The sequence below is a fragment of the Brevundimonas sp. UBA2503 genome (genome assembly GCF_002341485.1).
GTDB lineage: Bacteria > Pseudomonadota > Alphaproteobacteria > Caulobacterales > Caulobacteraceae > Brevundimonas > Brevundimonas halotolerans.
This window is the reverse complement of sequence record NZ_DDOD01000015.1, coordinates 42,674-64,835: the sequence shown is the minus strand read 5'-3', so window position 1 is coordinate 64,835 and position 22,162 is coordinate 42,674. Positions and strand designations below refer to the sequence as shown.

21 protein-coding genes are annotated in these 22,162 nt (G+C 67.9%); 16 read left to right on the top strand and 5 right to left on the bottom strand.

Annotated elements, in window-relative coordinates:
- Positions 1–17 precede the first annotated feature (17 nt).
- Together B4K74_RS07480 and B4K74_RS07475 are read right to left on the bottom strand one after the other, a co-directional pair.
- Positions 18–518: a hypothetical protein gene (locus B4K74_RS07480; protein ID WP_286692415.1), complete on the bottom strand. Its 501-nt coding sequence runs from the start codon at positions 516–518 to the stop codon at positions 18–20.
- Between the two features lie 24 nt (positions 519–542).
- Positions 543–1,751 carry an FAD-dependent oxidoreductase gene (locus B4K74_RS07475; RefSeq protein ID WP_286692414.1) on the bottom strand — a complete coding sequence of 403 codons (1,209 nt, stop codon included), beginning with the start codon at positions 1,749–1,751 and terminating at the stop codon, positions 543–545.
- Positions 1,752–1,861: 110 nt separating this feature from the next.
- On the opposite strand from B4K74_RS07475, the gene B4K74_RS07470 reads away from it, so the two are divergent.
- From B4K74_RS07470 to nadC, 7 genes are all read left to right on the top strand, one after another.
- Positions 1,862–3,475 carry a serine hydrolase gene (locus tag B4K74_RS07470; RefSeq protein WP_286692413.1) on the top strand — a complete coding sequence of 538 codons (1,614 nt, stop codon included), beginning with the start codon at positions 1,862–1,864 and terminating at the stop codon, positions 3,473–3,475.
- A gap of 120 nt (positions 3,476–3,595) precedes the next feature.
- On the top strand, positions 3,596–4,708 hold the full coding sequence (locus B4K74_RS07465) for a bifunctional transcriptional activator/DNA repair enzyme AdaA (RefSeq protein WP_286692412.1): 1,113 nt from the start codon (positions 3,596–3,598) through the stop codon (positions 4,706–4,708).
- The gene (locus tag B4K74_RS07460) at positions 4,692–5,207 is read left to right on the top strand and encodes a methylated-DNA--[protein]-cysteine S-methyltransferase (RefSeq protein WP_286692411.1); all 516 of its coding nucleotides are present in this window, start codon (positions 4,692–4,694) and stop codon (positions 5,205–5,207) included. Before B4K74_RS07465 ends, B4K74_RS07460 begins: the two co-directional genes overlap by 17 nt.
- A 142-nt stretch (positions 5,208–5,349) precedes the next feature.
- Entirely contained in the window at positions 5,350–6,429 is a 1,080-nt protein-coding gene (gene nadA / locus B4K74_RS07455) for a quinolinate synthase NadA (protein ID WP_286692410.1), read from the top strand.
- Between the two features lie 256 nt (positions 6,430–6,685).
- Complete coding sequence (locus tag B4K74_RS07450; protein WP_286692409.1) at positions 6,686–7,399, top strand: metalloprotease; 714 nt, start codon at positions 6,686–6,688, stop codon at positions 7,397–7,399.
- Positions 7,396–8,940 carry an L-aspartate oxidase gene (locus B4K74_RS07445; protein ID WP_286692408.1) on the top strand — a complete coding sequence of 515 codons (1,545 nt, stop codon included), beginning with the start codon at positions 7,396–7,398 and terminating at the stop codon, positions 8,938–8,940. Before B4K74_RS07450 ends, B4K74_RS07445 begins: the two co-directional genes overlap by 4 nt.
- Before the next feature lie 14 nt (positions 8,941–8,954).
- Positions 8,955–9,800 carry a carboxylating nicotinate-nucleotide diphosphorylase gene (nadC, locus tag B4K74_RS07440; protein ID WP_286692407.1) on the top strand — a complete coding sequence of 282 codons (846 nt, stop codon included), beginning with the start codon at positions 8,955–8,957 and terminating at the stop codon, positions 9,798–9,800.
- A 6-nt stretch (positions 9,801–9,806) separates the two neighbouring features.
- Here nadC and B4K74_RS07435 read toward each other — a convergent pair whose 3' ends face one another.
- Positions 9,807–10,967: a cell wall hydrolase gene (locus B4K74_RS07435; RefSeq protein ID WP_286692406.1), complete on the bottom strand. Its 1,161-nt coding sequence runs from the start codon at positions 10,965–10,967 to the stop codon at positions 9,807–9,809.
- Between the two features lie 490 nt (positions 10,968–11,457).
- On the opposite strand from B4K74_RS07435, the gene B4K74_RS07430 reads away from it, so the two are divergent.
- Complete coding sequence (locus B4K74_RS07430) at positions 11,458–11,649, top strand: hypothetical protein (protein ID WP_286692405.1); 192 nt, start codon at positions 11,458–11,460, stop codon at positions 11,647–11,649.
- A 176-nt stretch (positions 11,650–11,825) separates the two neighbouring features.
- Positions 11,826–12,206 carry a DUF6481 family protein gene (locus tag B4K74_RS07425; RefSeq protein WP_286692404.1) on the top strand — a complete coding sequence of 127 codons (381 nt, stop codon included), beginning with the start codon at positions 11,826–11,828 and terminating at the stop codon, positions 12,204–12,206.
- 17 nt (positions 12,207–12,223) lie between these two features.
- On the opposite strand, the gene B4K74_RS07420 is transcribed toward B4K74_RS07425, so the two are convergent.
- The gene (locus tag B4K74_RS07420; protein ID WP_286692403.1) at positions 12,224–14,629 is read right to left on the bottom strand and encodes a PAS domain-containing protein; all 2,406 of its coding nucleotides are present in this window, start codon (positions 14,627–14,629) and stop codon (positions 12,224–12,226) included.
- A 164-nt stretch (positions 14,630–14,793) separates the two neighbouring features.
- On the opposite strand from B4K74_RS07420, the gene B4K74_RS07415 reads away from it, so the two are divergent.
- From B4K74_RS07415 to B4K74_RS07395, 5 genes are all read left to right on the top strand, one after another.
- Entirely contained in the window at positions 14,794–15,276 is a 483-nt protein-coding gene (locus B4K74_RS07415) for a Dps family protein (RefSeq protein ID WP_123288277.1), read from the top strand.
- Positions 15,277–15,385: 109 nt separating this feature from the next.
- On the top strand, positions 15,386–16,591 hold the full coding sequence (locus tag B4K74_RS07410; protein ID WP_286692402.1) for a cell wall hydrolase: 1,206 nt from the start codon (positions 15,386–15,388) through the stop codon (positions 16,589–16,591).
- Positions 16,592–16,686: 95 nt separating this feature from the next.
- Positions 16,687–18,219 carry a sensor histidine kinase gene (locus B4K74_RS07405; RefSeq protein WP_286692401.1) on the top strand — a complete coding sequence of 511 codons (1,533 nt, stop codon included), beginning with the start codon at positions 16,687–16,689 and terminating at the stop codon, positions 18,217–18,219.
- A gap of 83 nt (positions 18,220–18,302) precedes the next feature.
- A complete protein-coding gene (locus B4K74_RS07400) occupies positions 18,303–18,725 on the top strand; it encodes a response regulator (protein WP_286692400.1) in 423 nt (140 codons plus the stop codon).
- A 2-nt stretch (positions 18,726–18,727) separates the two neighbouring features.
- The gene (locus B4K74_RS07395) at positions 18,728–19,231 is read left to right on the top strand and encodes a BLUF domain-containing protein (RefSeq protein ID WP_286692399.1); all 504 of its coding nucleotides are present in this window, start codon (positions 18,728–18,730) and stop codon (positions 19,229–19,231) included.
- A gap of 6 nt (positions 19,232–19,237) precedes the next feature.
- On the opposite strand, the gene trxB is transcribed toward B4K74_RS07395, so the two are convergent.
- Positions 19,238–20,257, bottom strand: a complete 1,020-nt coding sequence (gene trxB, locus B4K74_RS07390) for a thioredoxin-disulfide reductase (RefSeq protein WP_123288281.1) — start codon at positions 20,255–20,257, stop codon at positions 19,238–19,240.
- Between the two features lie 71 nt (positions 20,258–20,328).
- Here trxB and B4K74_RS13460 point away from each other — a divergent pair, with 71 nt between their 5' ends.
- Together B4K74_RS13460 and B4K74_RS07380 are read left to right on the top strand one after the other, a co-directional pair.
- Positions 20,329–20,610 carry a hypothetical protein gene (locus B4K74_RS13460; protein WP_123288282.1) on the top strand — a complete coding sequence of 94 codons (282 nt, stop codon included), beginning with the start codon at positions 20,329–20,331 and terminating at the stop codon, positions 20,608–20,610.
- 30 nt (positions 20,611–20,640) lie between these two features.
- Positions 20,641–22,161, top strand: a complete 1,521-nt coding sequence (locus tag B4K74_RS07380; protein ID WP_123288283.1) for a TIGR00341 family protein — start codon at positions 20,641–20,643, stop codon at positions 22,159–22,161.
- The last annotated feature ends 1 nt before the right edge of the window (position 22,162 follow it).

Genomic DNA, 22,162 nt, shown 5'->3' with positions numbered 1-22,162 from the left:
CTTTATGAGTTCAGAACCTAGGGCGAAACACCCTCTTTCGCAGGCGCATCCCCCTCCCGGCGCAGGGTATAGAGGCAGGGGCCCTGAACGGACGAGCCATCGGCCAGCCGGCGCGGCACCAGACAAATCTGGAAGTCGCCGCTGTTCATGAGGACCACGTGATGGCGGATCGGTTCGAGATCGGGGGGCGTGACGCCCCCGCTGCAATCACGCTCGCCGTTCGGCACCTGCTCACTGACCGAGAGCCAGTCCAGGTCATCCGCATCCTTGTCGACAGACCAGCGCCCCCGGCTGACCGAGGCACCGCTCTCGAGAAGCAAGGTGCCGTCTGCCCAGAGTGTCCAGCGCTCGACGCAACTCTCGGGCAGATGGAAGCCGTCCATGATCCCGACATAGCGATAGACGCCCGGAAATGTCGGCGCCCGGTCCGTGTCGTCGGATTGAGCCCGCGCGGTGACAGCCGGGATCAGGACAAGGGCAGAGGCCATTACGGCGACGATGCAACGAAAGCCGGACATGATCCCTCCTGTGATGGACGATGATTAGCGCAGGTCCCGAGGGCGAGCCAGCGCCCGGGGACGGGGATCGAGCAGCAGGCCCGAGACGGTGGCGGCCAGCAGGCGGTCGGCCAGCGGCAGGCGGGCCAGCTTGCCCAGCACATGGTCGCGCACCCAGGGCAGCAGCCGCCCGTCGGCCTGATAGAAGGGCGTAAAGCCGAGGCTGAGCGCCTGATAGAGGCGGATGTGCCAGCGGCGGGCGGCGGCATAGGCGGCCAGCGCCTGATCCAGATCGGCATGGTCGGCCAGCGCCTGCGACAGGGCAAAGGCATCCAGCAGACCCATATTGACCCCCTGCCCCAGCTGGGGACTGGTCGAATGGGCGGCGTCGCCGATCACCGACAGCCGGTCGGCGACCGGGCGGGCCAGCGTATGGTGGCCATAGCGGGCGAGGGTCAGCTGGTCGGCGTCGGTCAGGCTGTCGAGCACGGGCGCGACCTCGGGCCAGAGGGTCCGCACCTCGGCCTTCCAGACGTCGAGCCCGGCGGCGCGCCAGTCGGCGTATGAGGCGGTCTTGAGGCTCCAGAAGAAGGTGGCGAGACGCTGGTCGCGGCCGGGCTGGCGACCGACGGGCAGGACGCCGATCATCTTGGCCGCACCACGATAAACCTGCTCCAGCGCATGCGGATCGAAGGGCGCGCCGGGCCAGGGGACGGTGGCCCAGAGCGCGCCGTAGGCCAGCTCGTGCCGCCGGGAGCCGTGCGATGCGGCGAGGGCCGAGCGCGCACCCGAAGCATCAACGACCAGATCGAAGACCGGACCGGTGCGGCCTGAGGCATCGGTCAGGCGGCCCGCGTCCGCCCCGACGATCTCGCGCCCCGTCTCTAAGGTCACCCCGGCGTCGAGCGCGGCGCGATGGATCACGTGAAACAGGGTGGCGCGGTGCACCCCCAGCGCCCGCCGGGGACGCGACAGGGCTGCATAGCCGACGTCCAGAACGATCCGCCCGCGCCGGGCCTCGCGCCCGAACAACCGGTCGATGGGCTGGGCGAGGGCCTCGACCTCGGCCGTCAGCCCCATGGCGTCGAGCACCGCCAGACCGGTCGGCTGCAGCATGAAGCCGGCGCCCACGGGGGCGGCCTGATCGAAGCGCTCAAGGAGGACGACGCGGTGGCCGGCGCGCGCCAGCAGGGTCGCCACCGCCAGCCCCGCCGGCCCGGCCCCCACCACGGCAATGTCAGATGTGCGCATCATGGCTCCCCCGACACGGGTTGTGCCGCCTGACACGCGGCCGAACAAGCCGGACGCATGGACACAGGTGCGAGGGCCGGGCTAGCGTTCGCGCCTTGTCCAAGGAGTGCCCCATGAGCCTGTCCCTGTCGCGCCGGTCGGCGCTGTTTGCCGGTGCGGGAGTTGCGGCCCTGCCGATGAAGGCCTGGGCGCGGGACGCGGCCCGGGACCATTCGGCGCTGGCGGCGGCGGTCGATGCCTATGTGATCCGCTGTATGGCCGCCTTTCCGGATCAGCCCGCATTGGGCGTGGCGCTGGTCAAGGACGGTCTGGCGATCCTGACGCGCGGCTATGGCGTCAAGGCCATGGACCGGCCGGGGCGGGCCGATGAGCACACCCTGTTCGCCATTGCGTCGAACACCAAGAATGTCACCGCCGCCGCCCTCGCCATCCTGGTCGATGAAGGCAAGGTGAAATGGGACGAGCCGGTGCGGACCTATCTGCCCGATTTCACCCTGTCGGACCCGTTCATCGGCGAGCGGATCACGGTGCGCGACACGCTGAGCCACCGGGCCGGGTTCGGGCTGGGAGCCGGCGACCTGCTGTTCTGGCCGAACAGCGACCGGACGCGGGCCGAAGTCATGGCGGCGATCCCGCATGTGCCGATCGAGGACCAGTTCCGGGCGCGGTACCATTACTGCAATCTGATGTTCGTGGTGGCGGGCGAGGTGCTGGCTGCGGTCTCGGGCATGGCGTGGGAAGACTTTGTCCAGGCGCGCATTCTGGACCGGGTCGGCATGACGGAGACAGTGCCGATGGCGACCCTGGCCGATCCGGCGAAATCGGCCCTGCCGCACGGCCGGATCGGACCGCCGCTGCGCTATCAGGGGGAGATGACCCGCATCGCCGACAGTATCGCCGAGGTGTGGAATTGGGATTCCGCGGCGGCGGCGGGCGGGCTGTGCACCAGCCCGCACGACTGGGCCAAATGGATTGCAGTGCGGCTGGCCGACGGCAAGCTGGCGGACGGGACGCAGCTGTTCTCGGAAGCCTCGGCGCGCGAGATGGTGCGGCCGAACATCATCAGTTCCTCCTCGCCCGGCCCCACGGCAGAACTGCCGGGCCGGTCGATCGCCTCGACCTATGCCATGGGTCTGGCGGTGCAGGACTATCGCGGCGAGCGCCTGATCAGCCACGGCGGCGGCTCGCCCGGGGGGATTTCCGCGACGGTGCTGCTGCCCGGCCGGAATGCCGGCTTCTCGATCTTCTCGAATGCCGAAGAGAGCTATCTGCTGCGTGCCCTGCGCAGCGGCATCGCCGACATCGTCATGGACAAGACCGGCTTTGACTGGATCGCCGACAGCCAACGCTATGAGGCCCAGTCGACGGAGCGGTCGCTGGCCGCCGCCGTGGAGATCGACGCGAAACAGGCGGCGGGGGCGGCCCCCTCCCTGCCGCTGTCGGCCTATGCCGGGACCTGGCGCGATCCCTGGTACGGGGACATCGTCATCGAACGGCGCGATGTGCAGCTATGGCTGCGCTTCACCCACAATCCGGCGCTGCAGGGGCCGCTGGAGCCCTATGACGGCGAGACCTTCCGCACCCGCTTCCCGGACAAGCGGGAGGAGGATGCCTTCGTGACCTTCGAGCTTGAGGATGGTCAGCCGGTGCGAGCGACGGTCAAGGGCGTCAGCCCCGACATCGACTTCAGCTATGACTATCAGGACCTGAGGCTGGTGAAGATCTGACGGGCGACGGTCGCGTTGCCCCCTCCCCCACGCTGCGCATGGTCCCCCTCCCCCGGTGGGGGAGGATAAGAGTCCGAAAACCGCGAGACATGGCCGGAGGTCCGAGGCAAGGTTCGCGGCATGGACGTCCTGCCCTCCCTGTCGGCTGAAGCCTGTTACCGTGCGGTCACGGCGCGCGATGCGCGGTTCGACGGGCGGTTTCATACCTGTGTGAAGACGACGGGCATCTATTGTCGCCCGGTGTGTCCGGCGCGGACGCCGCTGTTTGCCAATGTGGAGTTTGTCGCGAGCGCCGCGGAGGCCGAGGCACTGGGCTATCGCCCCTGCCTGCGCTGCCGGCCCGAGACGGCGCCCGACTATTCCGCCTGGCGCGGCGAGGTGTCGACGGGTGGGGCGTGGCGCGGGACCGCCAATACGGTCAGCCGGGCCCTGCAGATGATCGATGAGGGGGCGCTGGACGAGGACGGCCTGGAACGCCTCGCGGACCGGCTGGGCGTCGGCGAGCGGCATCTGAGGCGGCTGTTCCGGGCGCATCTGGGGGCGTCGCCGGTGGCGGTGGCCCAGACCCGGCGGGTGCGGCTGGCCAAGGCGCTGCTGAACCAGACCCGCCTGCCGATGGCCGAGGTGGCGCTGGCCTCGGGCTTTGGCAGTGTGCGGCGCTTCAATGAGACCTTTCAGGCCCTGTATGGGCGACCGCCGTCGGCCTTGCGGCGCGGCGCGGGCGAGGAGGCCGGGGTGGGCGTGGAACTGTCGCTGAGCTGGCGGCCGCCGTATGAGCTCGAGGCCCTGATGGCGGCGCTGGCCGACCGGGGCGACAGGGTCGAGGGCGGGGTCTGGTCCCGAGCGCTGGATTCGACCATCGACGGCACATCCGGGCGGGTCGAAGTGCAGGCGGGCAGCGGCAATGCCTTGCAGGTGCGGGTCGAGGCCGAGCGGCTGGAGGCCCTGCCCCGGGTGCTGGCGCGGGTCTGGCGGGTGTTCGATCTGGGGCACGATCCCGAGGCGCTGATGCGGGATCTGGGCGGGGATCCGATGCTGGGGCCGAGGGTTATGGCGCGCCCCGGATTGCGACTGCCGGGGGTGTGGGTGCTGGACGACGGGGCCATGGCGCCGGCCGACCGCTGGCCCGATCCGGATAGCGAAGCCCTGGCCGAAGGCTGGCGCCCGTGGCGGGCCTATGCCGCGCTGTACCTGAAGATGGACGAGGAGAGACCCGATGCGAAACGCGCCTGAGCTTTGGCTGGACCGGGTGGAGTCGCCCATCGGCCAGATGCTGGTCGTCACCGATGCGAAGGGCGTGGTCCATGCGCTGGACTTTGCCGATTTCGAGCCGCGCATGCGCCGGTTGATGCGGCTGCGGCACGGGGTCAACGACCTGTCGGAGGGCGGACAGACCGGACCGGTGCGAGCGGCGCTGGTGGCTTACTTCAGCGGAGACACCACCGCGCTGGACGAGCTGCCGCTCGAGACCGGCGGCACGGAGTTCCAGCGGGCTGTCTGGCAAGCGCTGCGGGCCATTCCGCACGGCCAGACCCGTACCTATGGCCAGTTGGCCGAGGCCATCGGTCGCCCGACCGCCGTGCGGGCCGTGGGGCTGGCCAATGGGGCGAACGCGATCGCCCTGATCGTGCCGTGTCACCGCGTGATCGGGCGCGATGGCACCCTGACCGGCTATGCGGGCGGGCTGGAGCGGAAGCAGTGGTTGTTGGAGCTGGAGCGGGGCGGGCCCTGACGGTTTCGCTTGCGTTCGCCGACCGAAGGACTATGTTCACACCGACTTATGCTAAGACTGAGCATAAGGAGGACGGCCGGGGCGATCCCGCCGTCCTGTTTCGGGCCTCATATTTGCTCAGGTTGAGCAAAAGGAGAGTGAGATGGCAGACGGTGCATTCGGACTGAGCCGCGCGACAGAAGCGGCCACGGTCGCCATCTGGCCCAAGGTGCGCGATCATGTGACGCCGCTGGAGTGGCCGGCGCAGGCCGAGCTGATCGTCGAGATCAACCGGCTGAAGGTCGAGCGGAACGCCGTCATCCTGGCCCACAACTATATGACGCCCGACATCTTCCACGGGGTCGGCGACTATGTCGGCGACAGCCTGGGACTGGCCAAGGAGGCCGCGAAGTCCGAGGCAAAGGTGATCGTCCAGGCCGGTGTGCATTTCATGGCCGAGACCTCGAAGATCCTGAGCCCCGACAAGACGGTGCTGATCCCCGACCTGCGCGCCGGCTGTTCGCTGGCGGCCTCGATCACCGGGGCGGATGTGAGGCTGATCAAGGCGCGCTATCCGGGTCTGCCGGTGGTCACCTATGTCAACACCACCGCCGACGTGAAGGCCGAGACCGACATCTGCTGCACCAGCGCCAATGCCGTGCAGGTGGTGGAATGGGCCGCGATGGAATGGGGCGTCGACCGCGTCATCCTGATCCCCGACGAATTCCTCGCACGGAATGTCGCGGCGCAGACGAACGTCGGCATCATCGCCTGGAAGGGGCGCTGCGAGGTGCATGAGCGCTTTACCGCCGACGACATCGCCGAGATGCGTGCGGCATACCCCGGTGCGGAAATCCTGGCCCACCCGGAATGCCCGGAAGAGGTGCTGGCGGCCGCGGACTTTGCCGGATCGACGGCGGCGATGAGCGACTATGTCACCCAGCGGAAGCCCAAGCAGGTGGTGATGATCACGGAATGCTCGATGGCGTCGAACGTGGCGGCGGACTCTCCGGACACGCGCTTTGTCGGCCCCTGCAACCTGTGCCCGCACATGAAGCGGATCACGCTGGAGAATATCCGCGACTGTTTGCTGAACATGCAGTTTGAGGTGACGGTGCCCGAGGCGCTGATCGAACCGGCCCGGCGGGCGGTGCAGCGAATGGTCGACCTGCCGCCGCCGGCGGTCCCGGCGCGCTACGACATGATCAAGGCCCGCCATCACGTCGATGTGGAGCTGATCTGATGTATTATGTGGCCCCGACCCGGGTGGTAGCGAAGATCGAACCGCGCACGCTGAAACTGATGACGCTGCTTGCATTGTGGCTGGGCGTGACGCAGCCCACATTGCGGAAATGAGCGATACCCTGCCTCCGACCCGCCCAACCTCTCCCGGTCCTCACGCAGGCCCTTGGGGCTCAGTGCCGAATACGCCGACATCCTCTTCGGACACGCGTGTCGCCACGGCCCCCGGGGACAAAGGTCAGCCGCTGATCTGGTCCGTGTTGTCGACCCTGCTGCTGGGCGGTTTCATCTGGTGGATCAGCGGTAGCTGGGTGATTGCGGTCGCGGCCATCATTGGCCTGTTCGTGCATGAATACGGCCATGTGCTGGCCATGAACCGACTGGGGATGGGCCCGGCCAGGGTCTATATCATCCCCTTCCTCGGCGGACTGGCGCGCGGCCAACGTATGCCGAAGAGCGAATGGGACGGTGTGCTGGTGTCGCTGGCCGGACCGGCGTTCGGCCTGCTGGCCGCCCTGCCGTTCTTTGCGCTGTATTTCGGGACCGGGCAGACGATGTGGCTGAACGGGGTGTTCGCCATCGGCCTGATCAATCTGGTCAATCTGGCCCCCGCGCCGCCGCTGGATGGATCCAAGGCGCTGGGGCCGGTGCTGGCCCGCATTCACCCGATGGTCGAATACGCCGTCATGATCGCCATCGGGGCGCTGGTCGTGTGGTGGGGGGTGTCGAACGGCAGCTTCATCTTTGCCGGCTTCCTGGCCCTCGCCCTGATCGGCCACCTGAAGCGCGGCCAGTGGCGGCCCGAGGGTCGGCAGCTGAACTGGCGCGAGGCGGGCTATAGCGTCGGCCTGTTCAGTGTGACGGCGACCGCCTGTCTGGGTGTCACCGCTGCCGCCTTCCTGATCCCGACCGGGGGCGATGTGAACGGGGCGCTGGACGTCGTCGGGCGCTTCCTGTCGATCGGCCGATGAGAACCCTTCGACATGAAGGCCCGCTGATCATTGGCGGCGGACTGGCCGGCTTGTCGGCCGCGCTGGAGGCGGCCCCCGCCCCGGTGCTGGTGGCCACGCCCGCAACCCTGCTGGAGGCCTGCGCCTCGGCCTGGGCGCAGGGCGGCATGGCCGCAGCTCTCGCGGAGGATGACACCTCCGGACTGCACGCGGAAGATACGGTCGCAGCCGGTGCCGGTCTGGTCGAGCCGGAACGCGCCCGCGCCCTGACCGATGCGGCGCGCGAGACCATCGAGTGGCTGGACCGGCTGGGCGCGCCCTTCGACCGGGAGGTGGACGGCCACTATCACCTGAGCCGGGAAGCCGCCCATTCGCGGGCGCGCGTGGCGCGGGTCGGAGGCGACGGCGCCGGACGGGCCATCCTGTCGGCGCTGGTCACGGCGGTCCGGGCCAGTCCGCATGTCGTCCTGTGGGAAGATGCCCGGCTGACCGGGCTGGTGCGCGACGCGGACGGACGGGTGCGCGGCGCGATTCTGACGCGGGGCGAGCGGCGGGTGCGGGTCATCGCGCCGGCGGTCATTCTCGCCACCGGCGGGATCGGCGGTCTGTACGGGCGGACCACGACCCCGGCGGCGCTTCAGGGCGCAGGGATGGCGCTGGCCTGGCAGGCGGGAGCCGAGATCCTCGACCCCGAGTTTGTGCAGTTCCATCCGACCGCCATCCGCCTGACGACGGCCGGTCCGGACAGCGATCTGGTGTCGCCCCTGCCGCTGGCGACCGAGGCCCTGCGGGGCGAAGGGGCGCGTCTGGTGGACCGTGCGGGGCGTTACCTGTTGGGCGAGGAAGACAGTGCCGATCTGGCGCCTCGCGATCAGGTGGCGCGCGCCGTCCATGCCGCCGAGATGGAGGGGCGCGGCGCGTTTCTCGACGCGACGCAGGCCATCGGTGCGGCCTTTCCCACGGCATTTCCGGCGGTCTATGCGGCCTGTATGCGGATGGGGCTGGACCCGCGCACCCAGCCGATCCCGGTCGTGGCGGCCGCGCACTATCATATGGGCGGGATTGCCGCCGATGCCGATGGCCGCACGACGGTAGAGGGCCTTTATGCCGTCGGCGAATGCGCGGCCACTGGCGTGCACGGGGCGAACCGGCTGGCGTCCAATTCGCTGCTGGAAGCCGCTGCCTTTGGCCGCCGGGCCGGACGGATGGCGCGGGCCGAGACCCTGCCCGGGCCGTCGCCGCTGGTCGAGATCATGGGTACGGACTTGCCCGAGGTGGACCTTGCCCGGGCACGCGATTTGATGGACCACCATGTCGGGGTGGTCCGTGACGCGGAGGGACTGACGACCGCGCTGGCAGAGCTTTCAGTGATCGAGGCGCGGCATCCGAAAGCGTTGCCTGTCGTCGCCGCGACGCTGGTGGTGCGGGCGGCGCTGGCCCGCGAGGAGAGCCGGGGCGGCCACTATCGCGCGGATTATCCCGACACCCTGGCCGAGGCCCGTCACAGCCGAGTGGTGCGTGACGCCGATGAGGTGCCGCAGCCGCTTTTGGCCGCTGAATGAGAGACGTGACGACAATGGCCCCTGCCCTGCCCGACCTGTTGATCGAGCCGGTCATCCGTGCGGCGCTGGCCGAGGATCTTGGCCGCGCGGGCGATGTGACGGCGGCCGCTTGCATCCCGGAGGACGCGCGGATGAAGGCCGTGTTCGCGGCCCGGAAGGACGGGGTGATGGCGGGCGGCGCCTGTGTGCGGCTGGCGCTTCACGCGCTGGATGCCGGGGGCACGGTCGAGGTGCGTATCACGGACGGGGAGGCCTTTTCTGCCGGTGATGTCCTGGTCGTGGTCGAGGGCCGGGCGCGCGCCATACTGGGGGCCGAGCGGACGGCGCTGAACCTTCTGGGGCGGCTGTGCGGGATCGCGACCCTGACGCGCGCCTATGTGCAGGCGGTCGAGGGCACGGGCGTCCGGATCGCCGATACCCGCAAGACGACCCCGGGCCTGCGCGCGCTGGAAAAACACGCGGTGGCCTGTGGCGGAGGGATCAACCACCGCTTTGGGCTGGATGACGCCATCCTGATCAAGGACAACCATGTCGCCGTCTGTGGCGGCGTGGCCGAGGCGGTGCGACGGGCCAAGGCCCATGCCGGGCATCTGATGAAGGTCGAGGTCGAGGTCGATGGTCTGGATCAGCTGGACGCGGCGCTGGCCGAGGGGCCGGACGTGGTCATGCTGGATAATTTCAGTCTGGACGACCTGCGCGAGGCAGTCACGCGCACGGCGAGGCGGGTGGCGCTGGAGGCCTCGGGCGGGGTGACGCTGGAGACCGTGCGCGCGATTGCAGAGACCGGCGTGGACGTCGTCTCGGTCGGTGCGCTGACCCACTCGGCGCCCAATCTGGACATCGGGCTGGACGCAGCCTGAGGGGTATCAGCTTTCCGAGGTGACGGGCGTGGCCGGAACCGGGGTCGCCTGACGACGCGCGGGCGTCTCCGCAGGAGCCGGAGTGGCAGCTGTAGGCCGCTGAGCCCTCTGGGGCTGAGGCGCGGGTTGGGTCGGAGCCGGGACAGGCGCCGCCTCGGCGCGGATGTCGTCCTCGGTGCGGCCTTCCTCGGCCAGCAGCAGGCTGTAGGCCACAGCCTGGCCGACCGGACGGACCGACTCGGTCGACTCAAGCCCGGCCTGGACCAGACGCGGTTGATCGGCACCGGTCGAGGGCGCGGGGTCATAGGCAAAGGCGCGGCTGGAGCCCGAACGACCGCCGAAACGGTAGAAGACGTGATCGCCGACCTGACCCACGCGGATCAGCGAGGTGCGCCAGCGCGGGCTGACGCCCGTGGTGTGGAAATGGGTGGCATTGCCGACCGGGGCATAGACCGAGCCGGACAGGGCCTCGGAGGCGACCTGACGGGCGCGGTTCCAGGCGCCCTGGTTGACGCCGCGACGCATGGAGCCGTCGCAGGTGAAGCTGAACTGGCAGCCGGTGCGACGACCGGCGCCCTGGAAGACCACGGCACAGACCGTCTTGGGGAAGGCCGGGTGGCGGGCGCGGTTGATGACCACCTGGGCCACGGCGCGCTGGCCGTCACGGCCTTCGCCACGCGCTTCGTAATAGACGGCCTGGGTCAGGCATTCGAGATCGCGGCTGGCGTCCAGTGCACTGCCAAGGCGGAACGGCTGGGCCGCCGGATGCGACGGGTCGGTCGAGGCAAGGCGCAGGCCCGGCGTCATGTTCGGCCCGGTGGGACGCAGTTGCTCCAGACGCGCGGTCAGCAGCTCGGACTGGCGGTCGCGACGGCTGGGTCCGGCGACGGTATAGGGATCGTGGCGGCGGGCGATGGCCAGCGCACTGGCGTTGAGGCCCCCGGCGGCGGCCGCGAGCGCTTCTTCGGTAAAGCCGGCCGAGGCCGCGCCGTCCAGACGGACCGCCTGGGCGCGCAGGGTCGTGGCCTTGGCCACCGTACCGCCCAGATAGGCCACGCCGATCGCCAGACCGAACAGACCGCCCACGAGCGCCGCGGCAACACCGGGCGTCAGTCGTGTACGGGCAGCCGAGGTGTCGGGCGTTCGAGGCGACAGGGGCGATGACAAAGGCTTTATCCAGTCCGCAGGGCGCAATGCCGCCCCTTATTTAGTCTGTCGATGTGCGAGGTTTTCGCGAAACCACGCACACGACGAGGCCGACGCACCGGCAGTCCGCCGTTCGTCGGGGACGCGCCTTTAACATAGCCAATGTGACCCAAATAGGGATGATTCGCAAGAATCGAAGGAGGTGAAGCATTTTTGCCCCACCCATTGCCGATGCGATAGATGATCCGTGCACACTCTGTGTTGTGCGTAACAGATCATGGCGCGATATCTGGGATCGAGGGTTCAAGCTCAGTTCAAAGGTCAGATGGGCGCATTCTTGGTGCGCTCAAGTGCAGTGTGGACGAAACCTTGGACAACTTGCTGTTCCCACGCAGTTTCTCAAAGGCTTGCGCAGCCCCCGGGGAACCGCCCGAGCCAGGGACACGTTTCCGGTCAATGCAAAGCCTGACCGGGATCGGCCCGGACCGGCGCTGACCGACAAGGTAATGACATGACCCGCAAGACCGTGATGACCGCCGCCCTGATCTCGACCTTCGGCCTGGTCCTGGCGGCCTGTGGCAGCACCATTGAACAGAAGGCCGCAACCGGCGCCGTCGCCGGTGCTGTGGTCGGCGGACCGGTCGGAGCCGCTGTGGGTGGCGCTGCCGGCACCGCCGTAGGTCAGGCCACAAAGGACGACTGACCTTCAGGCCACAGACAGGGGCGGAAAACCCTGACAGCCCGTCCTTGACTTGATCCGCGCGGGCTTGAGCCCTAAAGCCCCCCGGTCGGTACGTGCGCGTTGCCGACCGGGCCCGGCCATCCGCGTCGGGGCGCCGCGGATCCTTTGACCGACCCACCCTAGCAGACCGAGACTTGATGAAAGATCTGAAGCAGACCGGCTTTGCCGATCGCCTGGCCACGCAGGCCGAAGCCAAGAAGGCCCTTCTGGCCCGATTCAAGCCCAAGCCCTCCGTCCCGGACCCCGACTTTGATCGGCGTGCCGAGATTCTGGCTGCTGAAAAGGAAGCCGCACGCCTCGAGAAGGAGCGGCTGAAGCAGGAGAAGGAAGCGGAAAAGCTGGCAGCCAAGGAAAAGGCCCGGCAGGAGGCCGAAGCGAAGAAGGCCGCCGCCGAACAGGCCAAGGCCCAGACCGCCGAGCAGATCGAGGAAGAGCGCCGCAACGAGCGCCGCGAGCGCAAGGCCGCGATCAAGGCCGAGCAGCGGGCCCGCCGGGCCGAGAAGAAGACCCGCCGCTAAGCCGCGGCGGCTGAAGATCAGGCGTCCAGAACCGTCCTGAGCGCATCGATGGCAAAGGGTTTACGCACCAGCGTCCACGGGGCGTCGCGCAAGGCCGCATCGACGTCGTCGCCCGCATAGCCAGTGGCCAGCACAATCCGCATGTCCGGATAGAGGGTGCTGGCGCGGCGGGCGAGATCGAGCCCCGACATCTCGCCCGGCATGACGATGTCGGTCAGCAGGATATCGAAGGGGGCGGCCTTGAGCCGTTTCAGGGCCGTGGCGGGGTCCGACGCCGTCGTCACCGTCAGGCCCATGGCCTCGAGCAGGGCCAGGGCGATGGCCTGCACCTCCGGGTCATCCTCGACCAGCAGGACGGACCGCTCGCCGCCCCCGGCAGGTGATGCCTTGCGAGCCGGCTCAGCCAGCGCGGGCTCAATGTCGAGGGCCACGGGCAGGTACATTTCCATGCGCGTACCCTCCCCCGGGGCGGTCACGACGTGGATGGCGCCGCCACTCTGCTTCAGGAAGCCATAGACCTGCGAGAGTCCAAGGCCTGTGCCCTTGCCGACCGCCTTGGTCGTGTAGAAGGGCTCGAAGATGCGCTCGCGCACCTCATCGGGAATGCCCGGGCCGTCATCGCTGACTGTGATGCGGACATAGTCGCCGGGCTCAAGGTCGCTGATCTCGCCGGCCTTGACCTTGAAGCGACGGGTCTCGACCTCCACGCAGCCTTTACCGGCCACTGCGTCGCGGGCATTGACCAGCAGATTGAGCAAGGCGGCCTCGAACTGGGCCGTATCGACCCGCACCCGGGCTCCACCGCGGCGCAGGCGCGTCCGATAGGTCATGCCCCCGCCCAGCGCCCCCCGGATCAGGGGCTCGCCCTCCCGGATCAAGGCATTGACGTCAACGGACTCGGGCCGCAGCGCCTGTCGACGGGAAAAGGCCAGCAGTTGATGGGTCAGGCGTTCGCCGCGACGGGCCGCGCTCAGCGCCGCCTCGGTCAGTTTCAGGCGTTTGGCCTCATCGACCTTGTTGTTGAGCAGCATGTCGAGGCCGCCGATGACCACCGTCAGCAGGTTGTTGAAGTCATGGGCCACGCCCCCGGTCAGGCGACCGACCGCCTCCATCCGCTGGGCATGCATCAGGTCAGCCTCGGCCTGGGCCTTGTCCAGCAGGGCCCGGCCGACCCGGTCCTCAAGCAATTCATTGATGCGTTTCAGATCGACTTCAGCCTGTTTGGCGTCGGTGACATCAAAGGCCACACCCACAAAGCCCTGAACCTTGCCCTGGGCGTCCAGACGGGGTCGCGAGAAAGACTTCAGCCAGCGCCAGGCGCCATCCTGACGGCGATAGCGCCCTTCAAGGCTGAAGGGCTGGCCGGTGGCCTCGCCCGCGACGGAGTCGGCGACGATCCGATCACGATCGTCAGGGTGGATGAATTCGCGCCAGTCGGTGTTGAGCGTCGCGGCATCCTCGACCCCCATGAACTGGATATAGGCCTGATTGACGAACTCCCGCGTACGGTCCTCAGCCGTGACCCAGATCAGGACAGGCGCATCATCTGCCATGGCACGGAAGCGATGCTCGCTCTCCCGCAGGGCCGACTCGACCTGACGGATCTCGGACAGGTCGATATTGGCCCCGACCACGCCGAGAAAACCTCCCTCAGCATCGAAACGCGGCCGGGCATGGGTTGAGAGGATCCGCCATTCCCCGTCCTCTCGCAGATAACGAGCCTCGATTTCGAGCGGGGTGCGGGTCTGCAGGGCGTTCAGGCAGGCTGACCAGACGCGATCACGGTCTTCGGGGTGTATGGCCTCCATCCACGGAGCCAGATCCGTCAGATCCGTCGGGCGGTCGCCCCAGAAGCGACGAAACTCGGCATTGAGATAGACCCGGCCCTCGATGTCGCCCGTCCAGAGCATGACGGGGGCGACATCGGCGATATCCCGAAAACGGGCCTCGTATTCGTTCACCCGCGCTGCAGCGGCCCGCAGGTCCCCCACGGTCGTGTCCAGACGGCGCATGGCCCGCCGGAGGGCCGACGCCACCCAGGTCACGAACAGGCCGACGACAATGAAGTTTACCGTGGCCACCCGGCCGAGGTTGCTAGTCAACCCCACGCCAGTCGCATCCGGGCCAGCCACATACCAGCCGCCCAGCAGGCACAGGACGACCGCGACCGCGCCGGCGATCCGTCCCCCCGCCAGAGCGGCCAGGACCACGGCCGGCAGCAGGATCATGAACCCGGTGACCTCGGCGTAAAATGTCGAGAGAGCGTACCGGACGAGGAGGGCCGCAACGGCCGCCAGGACACCGATCAGGACCGCCTGCAGCAGGGTGGGCGGCGGCGTGCGTGCGAGGCGTGCGAGCAGGCGATCCGCACTGAACCACGCGCCGTCGGCGGGCTCACCGCCCCGGTCGTCGCCCTGATTCATCGGATCGGTCCCCACCGCGTCAGATCACGCCCACGAGGCGGTGAACGCAAGCGTGACTGTTGCGTTCCCTTGCAGAGCCGGGGGCGACGACCCGCCGGGTTGTTCAAACTCCGCCCCCTTCCTATTTCTGGGTCTGACCCGGACCCGTATTTTCAGGAGACTTTATGACCACCGCCACCATCCAGACCGGACTCAAGAAAGCCGACCGCAGCGAGGTCTCGCAGGCCTTGACCAAGGTGCTAGCCGACAGCTTTGCCGTCTATCTGAAGACCCATGGCTATCACTGGAACGTCCGGGGCCCCGAATTCTTTACCCTGCACAATCTGCTGGAGCAGCAGTATACGGAAATCTGGGGCGCGCTGGACGATATCGCCGAACGCATCCGCGCCCTCGGCATCCTGGCGCCGCAAGGCTACGCCACCTTCGGCAATCTCACCGCCATCAAGGACGGCGATCCGGAGCAGAACGCAGAGGCCATGCTGAAGGAACTGATGCGCGACCACGAGACGCTGATCGCCACGACGCGCGATACGCTTTCGCTGGCTGATGATGCGGGCGACGAGGCCACGGCCGACCTGATGACCCAGCGTCTGGCGGCGCACGAGAAATTCGCCTGGATGCTGCGCTCTACGCTGGGCGGACGCTGATCCTGACCGGGGAGCGACCCCACCGGCTCGCTCCCCGCCTGCCTGAAATTCGCCCGGTTGGGCGGCTAACATCGTGTGCTGAACCGATGAAAGCCCTATATCCCGCCCCATGCGCCTGATCGCACCCCTCCTCGACTGGCTGAAGGCCCGGTTTCCCGATGGTCGGGGAACGGGGCTGAGCGTTGTCGCCCTGCTGGCGCTATCGGGTGTGGCTATGACCGCCAGTTCAACCGCCCGCCCCGAGCTGGACCTTCGGGTTCAGGCGGTGATGGATGCCACCCGGGGCGACCTGGGCCCCGAGGGACTTGAGGCCATGGCGGCACGGATGAACCCGGCCCAGCTGGCGCTGGCCATGCGCCATGACCCCGGCATGCAGACGGTCGGCCACTTCGGCATGACGCCGGGCTGGGAGACGCTGTCGCTCGGTGGCAAGCCGACGCTGGAGCAGGGCGAGACCGGGCTTGAGGCCCAGCGTCTTAATGCTGCACGCCCCGTGGCGCGGGGGCTGCTGCGGCCCGCGCGGCCCTTTTCGCTGGGCAGGATCGCGACCGCGGATCGCAACCGCGCCCTGCGCTGCCTGACGCAGGCCGTCTATTATGAAGCAGCGCTGGAGCCGCGCCCCGGACAGGAAGCTGTGGCGCAGGTGGTGCTGAACCGGGTTCGCGACCCGAACTTCCCCAATACGGTCTGCGGCGTGGTGTTTCAGGGCGCCGAGCGCATCACAGGATGTCAGTTCAGCTTTACCTGTGACGGGGCCCTGTCGCAGGCTCCTGTGGCCTGGGCGTGGAAGCGGGCCGAAGACGTCGCCCGGCGCGCGCTGGACGGCCATGTGGCGGAGCGGGTCGGCACCGCCACCCACTATCACGCCGACTATGTTTTCCCCTGGTGGGCGCCCAGCCTGGGCAAGATCGACCAGATCGGGGCGCACATCTTCTACCGCTGGAAAGGCTTCCCCGGCGAAACGGCCGCCTTTTCGCAGGCCTATGCCGGGCGCGAGCCCGTGATCGACGAGGCGCGGTTTTCGCGGCCGCGCCTTCTGCTGGCGGACAGTGCGGACGACGCGGTCGAGACCACCCTTGACGGAACGGTCGTGGGCGCCCCCCCACGAACCGTCGAGATCAACGGCCAGACCCGCGTGGTCGGGGCCGTGAGCCTGGGCGGACGTCGACAGCCGACGCCCGAGGAAATCGCAGAGATCAACAGCAGTCTGGCGGACTTCGAGGCTGAAGAATCCCCCGCGCCGCGGGCGGCTCCTGCTCCCGTGCCGGGGGTTGTGGCCCTTGAAGTCGAGGAAGTCGGCCGACCCGGACGTTAGGCCCCCCGGACAGGACGACGTCTGCCCTATTGAAACCTGAACGGCCGAACGGCATTCATACGGTTCCGGCGCACGGCGCCGCTTCCGAGATCTGGATGCCCGACACATCGCCCGACAGACCGTCCTGGACCGAAGCCGAACGGCTGGCCGCGCTCCGTGACTACGAGATTCTGGACACCGAGCCGGAGCGCGCCTTTGACGACATCGTCGATCTGGTCGCGACCCTGTTCGATGCGCCGATCGCGGTCGTCAACCTGATCGATGAAGGCCGCCAGTGGTTCAAGGCCGAGAAGGGCCTTGGCGTGCGAGAGACTCCGCTGGAGACCAGCTTCTGCGCCCATGCGATCCTGCAGGCGGATCATATGGTCGTGCCGGACGCGACGCAGGATCCCCGCTTCGCGTGCAATCCGCTCGTTACCGAAGCCCCCGGCCTGCGCTTCTACGCCGGGCAGTTGCTGAAGTCGGCGGAGGGACTGCCGCTCGGCACCCTCTGCGTGCTTGACACCAGGGCCCGCGCCGAAGGCCCCAGCGACATCCAGATGAAGACCCTTGAGGTGCTGGCCGCCCAGGTCATGACCCAGTTGAACCTGCGTCGGGCCCTGAAGCAGCAGCAGCGCTCCGAGGCGGAATTCCGCGCGATCACCGACTCCCTGCCGCAAATGGTCTGGGCGACCGGGCCCGACGGCTTCCACGACTATTACAATGCCCGCTGGTACGAATTCACCGGAATGACTCCCGGCTCGACGGATGGCGATGGCTGGAATGATGTCTTTCATCCCGAGGATCAGCAGCGGGCCTGGGGCCGCTGGCGGCACTCGCTGAAGACCGGCGACCCCTATGAGATCGAATACCGGCTGAAGCGGCACGACGGCATCTATTGCTGGACGCTGGGCCGGGCCATGCCCGTCCGGGACGAAGCCGGCAGGATCGTGCGCTGGTTCGGCACCTGCACTGACATCGACGACCTGAAACGCATGGATCAGGCCAAGGAGCTGCTGAGCCAGGAGCTGAGCCACCGGATCAAGAACATCTTTGCCGTGGTGTCGGCGTTGGTGGCCCTGTCCGCCCGGCAGTACCCGGAGGCCAAACCCTTTGCCCAGGCGTTGCGGACCCGCATCAATGCCCTGGCCCGGGCCCATGAGTTCGTTCGCCCGCACAGCGATGTCTCACAGCCGCTGATGGGCGACATGACCCTGCACGGATTTCTGGCGGCGCTGTTCATGCCCTACACGGATGACGCCGGCCAACCCCGGGTGCGCATCAGCGGTGACGATGCCGCCTTTGATGACCAGGCTGCGACCTCGGTCGCCCTGCTGTTCCACGAACTGGCGACCAATGCCTCCAAATACGGCGCGCTGTCGGTGTCAGGCGGCCATGTCGAGGTATCGACCGATCAGAGCGAAAGCGGCACCTTCCATCTGGCCTGGCGCGAGCGGGGCGGTCCCGAGGTCAAGGGCGTCCCGCAGACGGCCGGGTTTGGTTCGTCGCTGGCCACCCTGTCGGTCGAGGGACAGCTGGCGGGCAAATTGTCGCGCAACTGGAACCCGGACGGGCTGGAAGTGCTCATTGAGCTGCCCGGTACCGCCCTGTCCCGCCGAAAAGCGGCCCGGACTCTTACAACGTCGTAAGATCGCAACCCTAACGCCGACGAAACGTTTTGTCGGGTAACGTACCTAACCACCCATCCTTTGGAGCCAACTCCGTTCCGCCCATGCCCGCCCGTATCCTTATTGTCGAAGATGAAGCCCTCGTGGCCATGGAGCTACGCTTCGTGCTGGAAGATCTCGGCCACGAGGTCGTGGGCACGGCTGCGGACTCGGCGGCTGCGCTGAAGATTGCCAAGGAAACCGAGGTCGATCTGGCACTGGTCGACATTCACCTTTCGGATGGGCCGACCGGCGTGACGATTGGTCGGGAACTCGCGGTCGATCACAAGGTCGCCGTGCTGTTCATGACGGCCAATCCGGGCATGGTCCGGAACGGCGTCGTCGGTGCCATCGGCGTGCTGTCCAAGCCGACGGAGGAGCGCATCGTGCAGGACGCGGTGGCCTATGCCCTCGACCTGCGCAGCGGCGCCGTTCGCAATATGGCGCCCCCGCAGTTGCAGCTGTTCGAAGACGGTCCCCGGGCCTGAGCATGCAAGACGTGAAAGGCTGGACCGTGGAGCAGCTCGTGTATGTCAGCCGCAGCGTCCGGGGCGTCAACAGCGCCATCGGCATGTCCGACATCCTGGCGGAGGCGCGCCCCAATAACGCGCGCGACGGCATCACCGGCTGTCTGACGGCGATCGACGGCCGTTTTGTGCAGGTGGTCGAAGGTCAGGCCGACAAGTTGGACGATCTGATCAACCGCCTGGTGCGCGACGAACGCCACACCGAGCTGCGCGTGCTGGAACGGCGGACGGTGTCCGCGCGTGCCTTTCCGCAGTGGGACATGCTGAGCCCCGTGCTGGTGACCGCCGAAATCGATGACCTGCGCAGCCTGCTGCGGGACGACTCGGGCGGACGGCTGGACGACTTCATCGGCCCGCTGCAGACTGCCCTGGCCCGTCAGAGCGAGGTCCTGCACGAAACGCGAACGCTGAGCGAAAGCCATCGCCCCCAGGCCTCAAATGATGATGAGGCCGAACGCACGGCCTGATCCGGCCTACCAGGCGCCGATCTTTTCGGCCTCGGCGTGGGGGATGGGGTTGCCCGCGCGGGCGTGATCAACCTCGGCCAGATAGCGGGCCGCCTCCAGCGCCGCCATACAGCCCATGCCTGCCGCCGTGACGGCCTGACGATAGACGTCGTCGGTGACATCCCCGGCCGCATAGACGCCCTCGATCGAGGTCGCGGTGGTACCCGGCTTGACCACCAGATAGCCGCCGGACTTGGTTTCCAGTTGCCCGTTGAACAGTTCGGATGACGGGGCGTGGCCGATGGCAATGAAGACCCCGTCGGCGGGCAGGTCGCGGGTCTCGCTGCCCTCGGTGGCGCGGATGCGGACACCGGTGACGTTGGAGGCAATGCCGTCGGTCTGGCCGAGGATCTCATCGACGACGTGGTTCCAGACCACCTCGATCTTCGGATGGGCGAACAGCCGCTCCTGCAGGATCTTCTCGGCGCGGAACTCGTCGCGGCGGTGCACGACGGTGACCTTGGAGGCAAAATTGGTCAGGAACAGCGCTTCCTCGACCGCCGTATTGCCGCCGCCGACCACCACCACCTGTTTGCCTCGATAGAAGAAGCCGTCGCACGTCGCACAGGCCGAAACGCCAAAGCCCTGATATTTCGCCTCGCTCTCGATCCCCAGCCATTTGGCCTGGGCCCCGGTCGAGATGATCACCGTCTCGGCCAGGATTTCGGTGCCGGAATCGAGCGTCAGGCGGAACGGGCGTTGCGACAGGTCGGCCTTTGTCACGATGTCCTGGATGACCTCGGTACCGACATGCTCGGCCTGGGCCTGCATCTGCTCCATCAGCCAAGGGCCCTGAATGACCTCGGCAAAGCCCGGATAGTTCTCGACATCGGTCGTGATGGTCAGCTGACCGCCCGGCTGGATGCCGGCAATGACCACGGGCTCAAGCGAGGCGCGGGCGGCATAGATGGCGGCGGTCCAGCCGGCGGGGCCGGAACCGATGATGGCGACGCGGACGGTGCGGGGTTGGGAAGGCGAGCTGCTCATACCCCCTATTTAGGGGCTGATTCCCGATCATGCGATGGCTAGTGTGCCCCGATGCAACGAAGGAGCTGGGGATGAGTGACAACAAGAACGCAGCCTTCCTGCCGCTGGGCATGGGCGTCGGGATCGCCATCGGTGTGGCGCTGGGCACGGCCCTCGACAATCTGGCACTGGGACTGGCGCTCGGCGTCGCCATCGGCGCGGGCGTGGGCGCCAGCGGCATGGCGGCAGGCAACCGGAAAAAGAAGGACGGCGATGGATCGTCAGGCGTCGCGGCCAGCGACACCAGCGAGCGATCCTCAAAGGATTTTGACGCCGGTGACGGGGGTGGCGATGGCGGCGGCGGTGGCGATTGACGTTCGCTCACGACCGGTCAACAAGGTCTCATGAGCGAACTGGGCCACAGCGCGCGCAAGACGCGCACCTTCATCCGCCGGTTTCTGGCGATCGCGCGGCGTAACGTCGACCATGATGCGGTCGCCGAAAATGTCTATGAAAACGGCGGCCTGAGCGGTCGTTATCTGATCATGACCGGGATTTCGGCGGCCATCGCCATCCTGGGCCTGATGCTGTCGTCACCGGCTGTGGTGATCGGCGCCATGTTGATGTCGCCGATGATGGGCCCGATCGTGGCGCTGGGGTTTTCGCTGGCCCTGCTGGACTTCCGCGAGATGAACCGGGCGCTCAAGGCCCTGGCACTGGGCTTCGGCCTGGCCCTGATCGTGGCCGTGGTCCTGACCGTCCTGTCGCCGTTGAAGGAACCGACGGCCGAGATTCTGGCGCGGACCCGGCCCAATTTCTTTGACCTGCTGATCGCGGTCTTCTCCGGCATCGCCGGCGCCTATGCGGTGATCAAGCAGCGGGGCGAAACGATCATAGGCGTGGCTATCGCCACAGCCTTGATGCCGCCCGTCGCGACGGTGGGCTTTGGCCTCGGCACCGGCGATATGGGCATCGCGGGCGGGGCCTTTTTTCTGTTCATGACCAACCTTGTGGCCATCGCGCTCGCCGCGACCCTGACCGCAGGCTTTTACGGTTTCCGGCCGCGGCTGATGGAGCGACCGGTCAAATGGCGCGGACTGGCCGTGGTGCTGGTGTTTGCCGTGCTGTCGGCGCCGCTGGCGCTGTCACTCAGGGCCATCGGTCTGGAAAGCCGGGCCACGGCCGAGACCCGACTGGCGGTCGATGCCATCTTTGCCGGGTCAGAATCCCGCATCACCCTTCTCGAGGTGCGCAGCCGGTCGGGCGAGGTGACGGTGTCGGCCCTGATCAGCACCCGGGCGCTGGTGGCCGATGCCGAACGCCAGTTGCAGCAGCGGCTGACGGCAGCCCTGCATGTGCCGGTGGCGGCCAGTCTGGACCAGATCGTCGTCGCAGACCCGCAAGCCGCATCGCGCGCGGTTCAGGCCAGTCCTGTCTCGGCCCCCGATCCGGTCGCGGCTCTGCGTGGTCGTCTGATCGATGCTGTTCCCTTTGCGACGGACGCCATCATGCTGAACGCCGAAGGCTCGCAAGCCGTCGTGCTGCTGCGGCCCGAGGCGGGGCTGAACCTGCAGAGCGCCTATGCGCTGGAGACAGCCTTGACCCAGAGGTTCGAGGGCTTGTCGGTGCTGGTCACGCCGCCGGTGCAGCTGTTCGACACGGTCGATCTGGGCGATCCGGCGGCCCGCGCCCGGGCAGTCTGGGCCCTGTCCCGCTGGCGAGCCACCCCGGCCATCCGCATGTGCCGCCCCGAACAACCGCCCGAGCCGGAAACCCCGCCCGCCGAGGGCGAGGCGGCGCCGGCCCGTCTGGATTCGGGTGAGACCTTCATCGCCGAACTTGCCGCGGTCGGCGTATCGACCACGACGGAAGGCGCGCCGGCCTGTCAGCGCGGCGACATCAATACCGCGCGCCTGTCGTTCTAGC